Annotated in this window: 7 protein-coding genes; 3 read left to right on the forward strand and 4 right to left on the reverse strand. The window is 41.4% G+C overall.

Going from position 1 to position 13986, the window contains the following annotated elements; all coding sequences use genetic code 11:
• Window positions 1-72 precede the first annotated feature (72 nt).
• Window positions 73-1803 (reverse strand): dihydroxyacetone kinase subunit DhaK, encoded by a 1731-nt coding sequence (gene dhaK / locus FTV08_RS02510; protein WP_180086547.1) that lies wholly within the window; start codon window positions 1801-1803, stop codon window positions 73-75.
• 234 nt (window positions 1804-2037) lie between these two features.
• On the opposite strand from dhaK, the gene FTV08_RS02515 reads away from it, so the two are divergent.
• The gene (locus tag FTV08_RS02515; protein ID WP_180086550.1) at window positions 2038-4479 is read left to right on the forward strand and encodes a hypothetical protein; all 2442 of its coding nucleotides are present in this window, start codon (window positions 2038-2040) and stop codon (window positions 4477-4479) included.
• Between the two features lie 48 nt (window positions 4480-4527).
• On the opposite strand, the gene metH is transcribed toward FTV08_RS02515, so the two are convergent.
• Entirely contained in the window at window positions 4528-8214 is a 3687-nt protein-coding gene (metH, locus tag FTV08_RS02520; protein ID WP_180086552.1) for a methionine synthase, read from the reverse strand.
• A gap of 536 nt (window positions 8215-8750) precedes the next feature.
• Here metH and FTV08_RS02525 point away from each other — a divergent pair.
• Window positions 8751-10370: an inorganic phosphate transporter gene (locus tag FTV08_RS02525; RefSeq protein WP_044111639.1), complete on the forward strand. Its 1620-nt coding sequence runs from the start codon at window positions 8751-8753 to the stop codon at window positions 10368-10370.
• 337 nt (window positions 10371-10707) lie between these two features.
• Here the strand turns inward: FTV08_RS02525 and FTV08_RS02530 are convergent, their stop codons facing one another.
• Together FTV08_RS02530 and FTV08_RS02535 are read right to left on the reverse strand one after the other, a co-directional pair.
• Entirely contained in the window at window positions 10708-12249 is a 1542-nt protein-coding gene (locus tag FTV08_RS02530; RefSeq protein WP_180086555.1) for a hypothetical protein, read from the reverse strand.
• Window positions 12250-12468: 219 nt separating this feature from the next.
• Entirely contained in the window at window positions 12469-13086 is a 618-nt protein-coding gene (locus FTV08_RS02535; RefSeq protein WP_004646259.1) for a rhomboid family intramembrane serine protease, read from the reverse strand.
• Window positions 13087-13244: 158 nt separating this feature from the next.
• Between FTV08_RS02535 and nfuA the strand changes: the two genes are divergently transcribed.
• Window positions 13245-13883: a Fe-S biogenesis protein NfuA gene (gene nfuA / locus FTV08_RS02540; RefSeq protein ID WP_004279400.1), complete on the forward strand. Its 639-nt coding sequence runs from the start codon at window positions 13245-13247 to the stop codon at window positions 13881-13883.
• The last annotated feature ends 103 nt before the right edge of the window (window positions 13884-13986 follow it).

Below are 13986 nucleotides of genomic sequence, written 5' to 3' on the forward strand. Positions count from 1 at the left end.
TTGCTCAGTAGAGGAAATGAAATATAAAAAAGCCCCGAACAGGGTCGAGGCTTTTTTCAAATCTTGAAAAACTTATTTAATATGCTGGGCAATGTCCGTAAAGATCACGCCTAAGCCGTGTGCGCCTGCATCAGGATAGCCTAAGCTACGATCACCCACCGTACCGGCACGGCCCATACGCGCCACGATCTCTTTGGTCGATTCTGCACCTTTTACCGCAGCCTCTGCACCCAAGACAAAGTTTTCTTTAAACCTCTTGTCTGTATTAGCTGACCATGAGTCTGCACAAGGTACAAGTGCATCAATCAGTGTTTTATCACCGACCACAGCACCACGACCAAATGAACGCTCACCTGTCACTTGAATACCTTTAACCGCAGCTTGCAGCATCTCGGCAAAATCTGCCACGCTTAGAGTTTGTTTACCTTGAATGGCTTTGCTAGCCGCACGGAATGCTGAACCCCAGATTGGGCCCGATGCACCTCCACAATGTTCCATAATAATCATGGAACTATTCAGCAAGAATTCATCTATCTGTTGTGCTTGAATCAGGTTTTGCCATTCACGTTTCAGTTGTTTAAACCCTTTAGCCACACTCATGCCAAAATCACCATCGCCTGCATGGGCATCCAGCTCGCAGAATGGCACTTCATTTTTGATAATACAGGCAGCCATTACGTCAACGACATAACGCATGTTTTCTATCGTGAACTGTTCATTTTGAATTTCAGCATGTTCAGCTTGGGTTTCAACTTCGGTATTGGCGGTTTGTTTTGCTGCTGCATCTTGTGCTGCAAATTCAAATGGAAGTGCAGGCGAGCCATCCAGCTTAAAGGCAGGGGTATTGGCTTCTGCATCCAGATAGGTTTTCAGCTCATCATCCACAGCAAGCAATGAAACCGATGCACCATTCATGTCGATACTGGTCATGTAGTTGCCAACGAAGGTGCGGTAAATCTTGATGCCTTTGCGCGCCAGATGTTCGCAAACATCATTGTTAAACACATACAGTTCTTGCATTGGCGTTGAACCAAAGCCGTTGACTAGAACAGCAACTTCAGTCAGATCAGGGCGATCGAGGAACAGGTCATCGATAATACGTTGTGCCAGTTCTTTGGATGGCAGAATTTTTTCACGGCGGATACCCGGTTCACCGTGGATACCGACGCCGTATTCCATTTCATCATCTGCTAACGTAAAGGTTGGTGTGCCTTTCGCAGGAACGGTACATGAGCTATAGGCAAAACCAAGGCTAATCACGTTATCTGCCGCTTTTTGTGCCACAGCTTTGACTTCCGCAAGCTCTAAACCTTTTGAGGCTGCTGCTCCTGCAATTTTGTGCACGAAGATGGTACCAGCAACACCACGACGACCGACCGTATAAAGGCTGTCTTTTACCGCGATATCATCCGCCACTTTTACATAATCGACTTTAATGCCATCTTCCGCAGCCAATACTGCACCGTTCTGGAAATTCATCATATCGCCAGAATAGTTCTTGATGATCATGAGCACGCCTTTGTCTGTTGCGACATGCTGTAAGGCTTTATACACCTGAATTTGAGAAGGCGATGCAAATACGTCACCGCATACGGCAGCGTCTAACATGCCTGTACCGACAAAGCCTGCATGTGCAGGTTCATGCCCGCTACCACCACCACTGATAAGTGCCACGTTATTGTGTTTTTGTTTACGTGAAATGATTTTATGCGATTCGGTAAATTGTAGTTCAGGGTGAGCAAGGACAAAGCCTTTGCACATTTCGACAACCAGATTTTCTGGGTTGTTGATGAGTTTTTTCATTGGAACACCAATAGTCATGGATTTGGGAGATAAATTTATTGGTCTATTATTCATGAAAGTGATGATTTTTGCAGACTTAAAAATGTAAAAAAGGAGAGTTTAAGTGTGATAGCCTAAAAAATACAAAATTCAATGAATAGATAGAGCGATATGTGAATTTAATAGCTTAATAAAGTTGAAGATATTTAAGTTTTAATATTTAATAAAAGAAATTAAATCAATATCTAAAGAAAAATGTCACCGAAAGAACCTATCGATTTTGCAAAAGAAATTGCAGCAATAAACATTAAAGATATTAATGAAGCAAGAACAAGGCAAATTTATATTGATAGTGTTTTTTATGATGTATTTCAATGGCCTAAGGTGAATGTGCCTGTAGAAGATCATACAAATACAGGATTTATTGATTACAAGTTTGTGAATTCATCAGGAAGAGCTATTTTAATTCTCGAAGCTAAAAAAACAGGAAATTACTTCGAATTACCTAGTACATATAATGATAGAGCAAATAGTTTTTTCTGTTCAGTAAAAGTATTGTTGACTGACCCTGCAATAAAAACAGCAATAGAGCAGGTAAGAAGATATTGTGTAGATGAAGGGTGTCAATTAGCAGGTATAACCAATGGGCATCAATGGATTTTTTTTAAAGCATTTGAGAATGGAAAAAAATGGGTAGATTTAAAAGCATTTGTAATAAAGAATAATGATTATTATGAACAGAGCTTCATTGAAGCTAACAATTTATTTAATTTTCATAATATGTGTGCTGGAAATTTAATAAATTTATTAGGAGATACTGATTGGAATAATAGAGAGTTATTTAGACCCTCAGAAAAAATTACAGTTTATGATCAAAAAGTTGAGTCTAATAGATACTCTACGCATATAAGAAAGTTTATTAATAAATATTTTGGGGTTATTGACCCAAATGAACAAGAGTTTATGAATGAATGCTATGTTCATGAACGAAACTTCGAAAAAACAGTTTCTAATTTTCAGGCGATTGTTAAAGATACAGTGACCCCCTTTTTTAAAGATCATGGGGTTGAAGAAATCAAAGAGTATGAGGAGTTTTCTACTCTTACTCAAAATATAAAAAACAAGCTTAGTAAAAAGTTATATTCAGACGTAATTATACTTTTTGGTGGTAAAGGGGCAGGCAAATCTACTTTTTTAAAAAAAATGGTTTTTCACAATCCACCTGATTTTTTTGAAAACAATGCAAAATTCATTTTTGTTGATTTATTAGATAGGGAAGAAAATAAAGAGAAGATTAAAGATTATATATATCAATCTATGATTGAGGATTTGGATGAATGGGATATATTAAACTCTGATAGAGGTACATTATTAGAATTTTTTAAACAAGAATTTGAATTAGCAAAGAAACAAGATCTTTATGGTTTAAATGAAAATTCAGAAATATATAATGTTAAATTAAATGATTTAGTTATAGTGTGGAAAGCTGATAAGCTGAAAGTAATCGAAAAATTAGTTCATAGATGGAATTCGAGAAATAAAGGCTGTATTTTTATTTTAGATAATACAGATCAGTTTTCTAATGAAATACAGGATTATTGTTTTCAAATAGCACATACTATTTCGACAGATTTAAAATGCTTAGTAATTATATCAATGCGGGAAGAAAGATATTATTCTTCTCGACTACATGGTACATTGGATGCATACCAAAATTATGGTTTTCATATTGCTTCGCCTGCAACACGAATGGTGTTTAATAGAAGGATTCAATATGTGCTTAATAAATTAAGTTCACCAAAATTCTGCAAACAAGAATTTAGAAGTGATACACGCGAAGAAATAATAAAAAATTTACAAACTTTTTTTTATATTTTAAAAACTGAATTCACAAAAAATAATGGTCATTTAAATGATTTTTTAAATTCATGTGCACATGGGAATACACGAATTGCTTTAGATTTATTTAGAGGATTTGTTAATTCAGGTTATACGAATATTGATGAAATGGTAAATGCTGGTAGATGGACTATCCAGGTTCATCAAGTTGTAAAACCATTAATGATTCCAGATAGGATTTTCTATAATGAAGAATTAAGTATAGTTCCTAATATTTATAAAGTTAGAGATTTAAAAAATGGTTCTCATTTTACTGGGGTTAGAATTTTAGAGAATTTAAGGACGGCTTCTATTGATGGTTATACATCTATTGGTGTGCTGAAAGAATATTTTGCTACACATTTTAATATGTTGTCAGATTTTGAAGAAAATATAGATAATTTTTTGAAAAGTGGTTTAGTCGAGTCAAATAATAGAATTGATTATTATTGTGATAAAGTGGACTCTATAAAACTTACAAGTTATGGTCATTATGTATTAACTAATTTGTGTTTATATGTGACTTATCTTGAACTTGTTAGTATAGATTGTGCCTTATATGATCAAAAATATGCTAATGAATTATCTGAATTATCAAGAACTGAGTTTGGTTTAATTAAATCATATAATCGAGAACAACGGATAGAACGAGTAGAAACTAGGTTGAAAAAGGTAGAAGTTTTTATTAATTATTTACTATCACAACAGCAATTAGAAAAAGAACGATTTTCTATTTCTATGGATTTTGCAGATAGATTATATGAAAGTTTTAAAGAGCAATCAGAAAAAGTTTTACAGAGTGCTCGTAAACAAAAATAAAAAATCCCCTCATTTGAGGGGATTTTTCTTCTCTAAACTAGAGGATTCTTACACGATAGAATCATCCAAATTCGGCGCTAACCAACGTTTCGCCTCATCCAACGTCCAACCTTTACGCTTCGCATAATCTTCCAGCTGATCACCAGAGATTTTACCCACGTTAAAGTATTCAGTTTCAGGGTTTGCATAGTAGAAACCGCTCACTGATGAAGGCGGCCACATCGCAAAGCTTGAAGTCAGGTAAGTACCAATCTTGTCAGTGGTACCTAACCAGTCGAACAAGGGCGCTTTTTCAGAATGTTCAGGACAAGCAGGGTAGCCCGGTGCAGGACGAATGCCGACATATTTCTCTTTGATCAAATCATCATTTGAAAGCTGTTCGTCTGCTTGGTAGCCCCAGAACTCTTTACGAATACGCTCATGTAAGTGCTCTGCAAATGCTTCTGCAAAACGGTCACCCAAGGCTTGAACCATAATTGCGTTATAGTCATCACCTTTGGCTTTGTATTCTTGCGAAAGTTCTTCGGCACCGAAGATTGACACGGCAAAGCCACCCAAGTAATCCTGAGCTACATCTTTTGGCGCAATAAAGTCAGCCAGAGAGTAGTTCGCTTTACCCGTCACTTTGTCAGACTGCTGACGTAAGTGTTCGAAGCTGTGAGTTACATTGCCTGTTTCATCCACAACCGCAACTGTATCTGCGGCTACACGGTTTGCAGGATAAATACTAAACGTCGCACGCGCATCAAAACGTTTATTCTCGATGATGTCTTTCAGCATTGCTTGTGCTTGTTCATACAAGTCACGCGCTGCTTCACCCACCACTTCATCTTCAAGGATTTTCGGGAATTTACCCGCCAGGCTCCATGAAATAAAGAACGGTGTCCAGTCAAAATATTCCACCAAAGCTTCAAGCGGATAATTGGTAAAGGTTTCTGAACCAATGAAGTTTGGTTTAACCGGTGCATTCTTGTCGAAATCGATCTTGAAGCCGTTTTCGACTGACTCTTGATAAGACAATTTCGCCGCTTTCGGTTGCTTGTTCGCAAGACGGGTACGAATTTTTTCATAATCCGCTGCATAGTCAGCCAAAAGTTTTGGTTTCATTTCAGGAGAGAGCAACTGCGTTGCTACACCCACAGCACGCGAAGCATCCGCGGTATAAAGCACGCCATCATTATGATATTGCGGTGAGATTTTCACTGCGGTATGCGCTTTAGAAGTCGTCGCACCACCAATCATCAGTGGAATGTTAAAGCCTTTGCGCTGCATTTCTTTGGCAACAAAGACCATTTCATCCAGAGACGGCGTGATCAGACCAGACAAACCGATGATATCGACTTTTTCATCAATCGCAGTTTGCAGAATCTTCTCGCATGGCACCATCACGCCCAGATCCACGATGTCATAACCATTACAGCCTAATACTACGCCAACGATGTTTTTACCGATGTCGTGTACATCACCTTTCACCGTAGCCAGCAGGATTTTACCTTTAGCTTCAGCTTGGGTTTTCTCGGCCTCAATGAACGGGTTCAACCACGCTACAGCCTGTTTCATCACACGTGCAGATTTGACTACTTGTGGCAAGAACATTTTACCGGCACCGAACAGATCGCCGACTACGTTCATACCCGCCATCAATGGACCTTCAATCACATCCAGTGGACGTGTAGAGTTTAAACGAGCTTCTTCAGTATCCTGGTCGATATAAGTCGTGATGCCTTTTACCAATGCATATTCAAGCCGTTTTTCAACAGACTCATTACGCCATTCCAGATTTTCTTCGGCTTTTTGCGTACCACTTTGACCACGGTATTTTTCAGCAACCGCAAGTAGTTTTTCGGTTGCTTCCTGACCGCTTTCACCCTGGTTCTGGTTTAAAACAACATCTTCAACCGCTTCTTTCAATTCTTTATCGATGTCATCGTAAATCGCCATCTGACCGGCATTTACAATACCCATAGTCATGCCTTGCTGAATGGCATGGTACAGGAACACCGAGTGAATCGCTTCACGTACCGGTTCGTTACCACGGAACGAGAACGATACGTTCGACACACCACCAGAAATCATCGCATTTGGCAGGTTCTGTTTAATCCAGCCAGTCGCTTCAATAAAGTCCACGCCATAGTTGTTGTGTTCTTCAATACCGGTCGCAATCGCAAAGACGTTCGGGTCAAAGATAATATCTTCAGAGGGGAAGCCCACTTCATTCACCAGAACATCATATGAACGCTTACAGATTTCTTTTTTGCGCGCAGCTGTATCGGCCTGACCATCTTCATCAAATGCCATCACGATCACCGCAGCACCATATTGACGGCAGAGGCGGGCACGTTCGACAAACTCGTCATGACCTTCTTTCAGGGAAATCGAGTTCACCACGGCTTTACCTTGCACACATTTCAGGCCTGCTTCGATAATCTCCCATTTAGAAGAATCCAGCATGATTGGTACACGTGAAATATCCGGCTCAGAAGCAATCAGATTCAGGAAATGCACCATCGCACCTTGTGAATCGAGCATACCTTCATCCATGTTGATGTCAATGATTTGTGCACCGGCTTCAACCTGTTGACGGGCAACATCAAGCGCTTCGGCGAAGTTTTCTTCACGAATCAGACGCAGGAATTTTTTCGAACCGGTGACGTTGGTACGTTCACCCACGTTCACAAACAGTGAATCTTTGGTGATGTTAAATGGCTCTAAACCGCTTAAACGACACGCCGGTTCAATTTCAGGAATTTGACGAGGGGTAATGCCTGCAACAGCATTTGCAATCGCGCGGATATGATCCGGCGTAGTACCACAGCAACCACCGGTAATATTAATTAAGCCACTTTCAGCAAATTCTTTAATGAAGGCCGCAGTTTCTTCAGGTGTTTCATCATAACCACCAAAGGCATTTGGCAAGCCAGCGTTTGGATGTGCTGAAACAAAGGTATCGGCAACGTCAGACACGGTTTTCACGTGTGGGCGCATCGCATCTGCACCTAGGGCACAGTTAAAGCCGATAGATAACGGCTCTGCATGGCGCATCGAGTTCCAGAAGGCTTCAGCGGTTTGACCAGTCAATGTACGACCTGATGCATCCGTGATCGTACCTGAAATCATGATTGGCAGTTCATAGCCTAATTCTTTAAAGACTTCTTTTACTGCAAAGATGGCAGCTTTGGCATTTAAAGTATCGAACACAGTTTCGATCAGGATGATGTCTGCACCACCTTCGATCAAGGCCTTGGTCGATTCAATATAGTCAACTTTGAGTGCATCAAAAGTGATGTTACGGAACGCCGGATCATTCACGTTTGGAGAAATAGAAGTGGTACGCGATGTCGGACCAATCACACCGGCTACAAAGCGTGGTTTTTCAGGCGTTGAATATTTGGCACAGGCTTCTTTGGCCAGACGCGCTGCTTCACGGTTAATCTCGGGAACCAGATCTTCCATGTGGTAATCCGACATTGAAACGCGGGTACCGTTAAAGGTGTTGGTTTCAATAATGTCGGCGCCAGCTTCCAAGTAAGCTTCATGAATGCCTTGAATGATTTGTGGCTGAGTCAGCACCAGCAAATCATTATTACCTTTGAGATCATAGGCCCAGTCAGCAAAACGCTCACCACGATAATCGGCTTCTTCCAGTTTATGGCGCTGGATCATGGTACCCATCGCACCATCGATAATTAAAATTCTTTTGGCAAGAAGTTCTTTTAAAGTGGTAAGTGTAGACATTCAAACTTTCTCAGCAGAAATCAAAAAAAACGACGCTAATCTTAGCAGATTAGTTGGCTGATTTCTGCTGAGATTGCTCAGAATGATGGATAAGCATGATATGAAAATTTGATAAGTCATCTAGAAAAACAACAAGTTTTAACATGCGGATCAGAAAATAATGCAATCTCGAATCTGATTCGATGCCTTACAGACAAGAAACAGGATCAGAAAATTAAGCTGATGCTTTCATTCATGAAATTGTCATATTGATGGCTTATGCTGTGCAAATGAAACTTTTGCTCTGCTTGATGACAGGTAGGGCATGAATCGTTTTGGTAGCAAAATATGTGCGGTTGCTAAGCTTAAATAAGCTGGAATCCTCTCTTAAGTAATTGATATATAAAATCAAAATCTAGTGTTTTAGTCGGAATTAAACAGGACGAATAGCAGCAAGAAAATCCAAATAATTGCTTCATATGACAGCAGTTTGTCATATAATTGTCACAATTTAACTGAACAATATGGGGATTCTTGAATCCTCTATTCCTGCTTGCATGAATCCTAATCAAACTCCCGTAGATTCAGCACACGGGTCGGCTTCCCAAAAGTCGACCAATGTTCATGTGCCAACACCGAAATTCTTTATGCCGGTGTTCCTGACTCTTATTATCACTACGCTGATTTATATCGGCTTCCAGTTGTCTGCAGATTTAGCGCATGTACCGGCCTTGGGCTTGTATTCAGTTATTTTGTTAGCGACGGCACTTTTTATTGCGTTGAGCTTTGAGTTCGTCAATGGCTTTCACGATACCGCCAATGCTGTGGCCACAGTCATTTATACCAATGCACTTTCAGCTCCTGTCGCAGTGATGTGGGCCGGCTTCTGTAATTTCCTTGGGGTTATGGTCGCCAGTGGTGCGGTCGCTTACGGCATTATTGCGTTATTGCCAGTCGAGCTGATCATGAATGTCGGCTCCGGAGCAGGTTTTGCCATGGTTTTTGCCATGCTGATCGCGGCAATTCTCTGGAATCTGGGAACCTGGTTCCTCGGTATTCCGGCATCCAGTTCACATACCCTGATCGGTTCGATTCTGGGTGTGGGCATCATGAACTATATTCTGAATGCCGGTACTGGCGCTTCAGGTATAGACATGGAGCAAGTCATGAAAGTCGGTAAGGCGCTATTATTCTCGCCTTTAATCGGTTTTGCATTTGCTGCAATTGTGTTCCTGCTGGTGAAAAAAATCTTCAAGCGTCAACTGGAATTGTTCCAGCCACCTGAAGGTAACAAGCCACCGCCACCATTGATTCGTGCCATGCTGATCTTTACCTGTACTGGGGTGAGTTTTGCCCATGGTTCAAATGACGGTCAAAAAGGTATGGGCCTGATCATGCTGATTCTGATCGGCTGTGTACCGTTGGCGTACTCGCTGAACAAGAATCTGGATGCACAACATATTCAATCTTTTGGTCAGTTATCTGCACAAACAGCGGATGTGATCTATCCAAATCATCAGGATATTCCGGATGAACAAGCCCGTGATGTCATTACCAAGTACATTCAGACCAAGGAAATTACCCCTGAAGTCGTGCCTGCATTGGCAAGCTTGACGGATCATCTGGGTGAGAAAGTCGGTAGCTATACCAGCATCAAGGATGTTCCTGAAGCTCAAGTATCTGAATTCCGTAATGACATGTATCTGAGCACTACAGCATTTAAGCGTCTGGATAAAGCAGAAGCTTTACCGGCAATGAGTGCTGCGCAGGAAAAAACAGTGGATGAATACCGTGACAATCTGGATTCATTCCTGCAATACATCCCGACCTGGGTAAAAGTGGCGACAGCCTTGGCACTCGGTCTGGGTACGATGGTCGGCTGGAAGCGTATTGTCGTGACTGTCGGTGAGCGTATTGGTAAACAGCATATGACTTATGGTCAGGGTATGTCTGCCGAACTTGTTGCGATGTCGACCATTGCGGCGGCAGATGGCTTTGGTATGCCGGTATCTACTACCCATGTATTGAACTCTGCAGTAGCAGGTACCATGGTGGCGAACAAGTCAGGTCTGAACTTCCAGATGGTGAAAACTATTCTGTCTGCTTGGATATTTACCTTGCCAGCAACGATCTGCCTGTCAGGCGGTTTGTATTGGGTACTGTTAAAAGTGTTCTAAGTTATTTAGACATAAAAAAAGCTGCTCTAGAGCAGCTTTTTTTATAGGTGATTTTTACCTCTCTCTAACCCTCACTTGCGCTTCGATTTAAAAGCGGTGCTTTAAAACTTGCTCAGGAGAGGGAATTACATTATTTATTCAAATAAAGCGAGTTTAATTTGAATAGTATTCATTTTATTAAAAAACGTTTCTTTAGATGCTTAATACTCATTTGAATCCATTGGGGAAGCTCCCTCTCCCTTTGGGAGATGAGAAGCACTGCTTCGCAAGGGTGAGGGGATAAACATTAAATAAAAGTTTATCTAACGTAGAAGAAGTCTCGAAAGAAGGAACTAAATTACTTCTTCAACTTACTTAATAATCCTTTTGGCAACTTCTCCGTTGCAAAACCATACAGCGCAGCAAAAGGCAATGCAGTACGCGCCAGATAAGCAACCCGCCACAAACCACCATGATTCGCGCCATGCATCATCAATTCAAGCGGATGGTTGAGTTTTACTTCAGGATTGGCCACCGATTCCGGATTACGCAGATCATGAATCCATAGTGCCGCCATAATCGCATTGGTGGTTTCAGGCGCGAAAGCTTCAACATCAAACAGGCTGGCACCGTTAAATGCGGCTTTTAATAGCGGATTCTTGGTCACGGAATAGGTGGTCGTCGAAGGCGCAATATTGATACTGACCCGTTGGCCTTGAGCGCGAGCCAAGGTGGCACGCCATTGCTGGATACGTTTTGCCAGCGCATAGTTCGGGCCTTGTTCAACTACTAGACAGTCACAAATGCCATATGCCTGATCACCAGACTGAATCAGTTCATGCGCATTTTTCTGGAAAAAATGTTTGCGGCTTAAAGTGGAAACACCTTTGGAGATGATTGCCTGTGCCTTGGAGCGTTCAGTATATTTTACTTTTGACGCTTCAATCACTTCACTCGGAACCGCATAAACATCGGTCGGCGTACACATGTACATCAGGCTGGTATTAGCTTTTTGCTGGCTGACATGCTGCATGATGGCATCCATCGCCATGGAGACCCGAACATGCTTTTCACCATCCAGATAGGCAATTGCAGCCAGATCCAGATCCTGCTCGAACTGTAATAACCATTTGGCAATTTCAGGAATCTGGGTCAGCAAATTCGCCCCCAGTTTTTCTTTTAAAATATCAAGTGAAGTATCAGTAGGCAGGTCTTCAGTACATGGCGCATACAGCGTGGCATTGCCTTGGTTGATGGTATCAACAATCTTGCCCCATACACGGGTATTCGGCAGATCAATCGCTACAATATTGGCTTTCCATTTCGCCAGCCAGGTCAGAGGACCGGCTTCAGATGCTGCACCAAACAGCACCGCCGTCCGATCTGACAAGTCAAACCATTCAGGATGCACCACACATTCACGTAGGGCATTGGCATGACTGGTTTCCACGATGCCTTGGCTTTCCCAGCGCTCAATCTGCTCCAATAAGGCGTCACCTTGCAGCTTTTGACCGTGGTAAGGCACATACCATTCTGGTGCCGATTTGCTATTACCTGTCAGCTTGAAGGTATGCAACTGACCCGCGGGCAGAGTTAAAGCATCTTGTAATACATACTTTTGACCATCACGGTAAAATTCAAAAGTCTGATGTGCTTTTGCCAATCCATCTTCGGCAATTTTCAAGCTGGATTCAGGGGAACTTAATCCTTGCTCGACCAGCTGCTTAAAATGTACTGTGTAGTGTTTGCGCCAGTTTTTTTCTGATTGTGCCTGTTGAGAACTGCGTGAATCGACATTGGCTAGCGCTGCCGCGATGATTGCGCGCCCTGCTTTAGAGCTACTTGGTTTTTGTTGCTGAGACTGAAGAGGAAATTGAAGACCGTCTGGTGTAGTGGACATGCAAAATATCTCGAGAATGACAATAATTAATATACAGATGTATATATTATCGCTGCAAAATTCAGTCCAAGATTGGCATTAAGTGACATCATGACTTTCTAATATATTACTAGATGTTTCAAACAAATAAGAGAGCAGCAGCTCTCTTATCAATTTTTAGCAGAAATATGAGGTTCAATTCATATATAGCCTCATTCTCTTATCATTAAATAACCCTAATTAAAATGGAACTTGCATCAGTTTATTCAGGAAATGCGGAATCAGGCGTGGCTCCAGAATAATCGTCATGACCACCCCGTAAGCCGCTCCCCATAAATGCGCGCTGTGATTAATGTTGCTATTGCCTTTTTTGCCTGACCAGATGCTATAAGCTACATACAGCACAGCAAAAATAATGGCAGGAACCGGAATGAAGAACACAAAGATCAACTTCCAAGGTTCAAACAGAATATAGGCAAACAGTACAGCCGAGACTGCACCGGAAGCGCCGAGACTGGCCCAGCGCGCATCATTTTTATGCTTCAGGTAACTTGGCAGAATCGCTGCGATCAGACCACCGAGGTAAAACAGGATAAAACCCAGGTCATACAGATATTGACGATAAAAGCTTTCAATCACGCTGCCGAAGAAGAACAGGGTAATCATGTTAAACAAGAGATGAGCTCCATCCGCATGGATAAAGCCATGCGTAATAAAGCGGTCATATTGTCCACGTTGCAGTGCCGGTGGCCAGAAAATCAGGCGATTCATCACCGTCTCTTTGGAGAAAGCAATAAATGACACAATACAGGTGATCAGAATAATGGTCACGGTATGATTAAAAGGTAAATCAAGCATATAAATGATTCTAAGGGTGCCTATTTGCCAATTATCATGCCATTAAAATTAAGCTAAAGTTGTACTTTTATAATAAATCCGACAATTTTAGTTGATTTTTAAAAATTACCCCGCATCTTCAGTTAAAATGGCCGCTTGAGCTTGAGGAAATTATTGTTATGTCGACTGAGAACAGCAGCACTCCAGTTGTTGGTGAAATTCCCAACTTATTGATTACACCAACAGCACAAGAGTATTTAAAGGATCTACTGGATAAACAGAACACCCCGGGTATTGGTGTGCGTGTTTTTGTAGAGCATCCAGGTACTCCTCGCGCTGAATGTTGCATGGCCTATAGTGCACCTGATGAAGTTGTACCGACAGATTATAAGCAGGAATATCCTGATTTCCCTGCTTTTATCGACTCGCCATCTATTCCGTATTTACTCGATGCCGTGATTGATTACAACAAAGACCGTTTTGGTGGTCAGTTGACTTTCCGTGCACCGAACTCCAAAGTGCCACGCGTGGGTCCAGATGCATCAGTAGAAGAGCGTATTACCTATGTATTGCAGTCTGAAATTAACCCGGGTCTAGCAGGCCATGGCGGTAACTGTGCACTGGTCGAAGTCAAAGAAGACCCTGAAAAAGGTTTAACCGCTGTACTTAAATTTGGTGGTGGTTGCCAGGGTTGTTCAGCGATTGATATCACTTTGAAACAAGGTGTTGAAACCACATTAAAACAACATGTACCTGAATTAATGCATGTCGTAGATGAAACGGATCATAGTCAGTCTGAAGGTGCGTATATGAAATAAGCTGTTCCATATAACAGTTTATTTATCGCATTTTAAAAACCTCGAAAGTTCGAGGTTTTTTTATTTCTGGATTAAAAACAAGTGAATGTTAATGATAATAATT

The sequence above is a fragment of the Acinetobacter sp. YH12226 genome (genome assembly GCF_013417805.1).
Lineage (GTDB): Bacteria > Pseudomonadota > Gammaproteobacteria > Pseudomonadales > Moraxellaceae > Acinetobacter.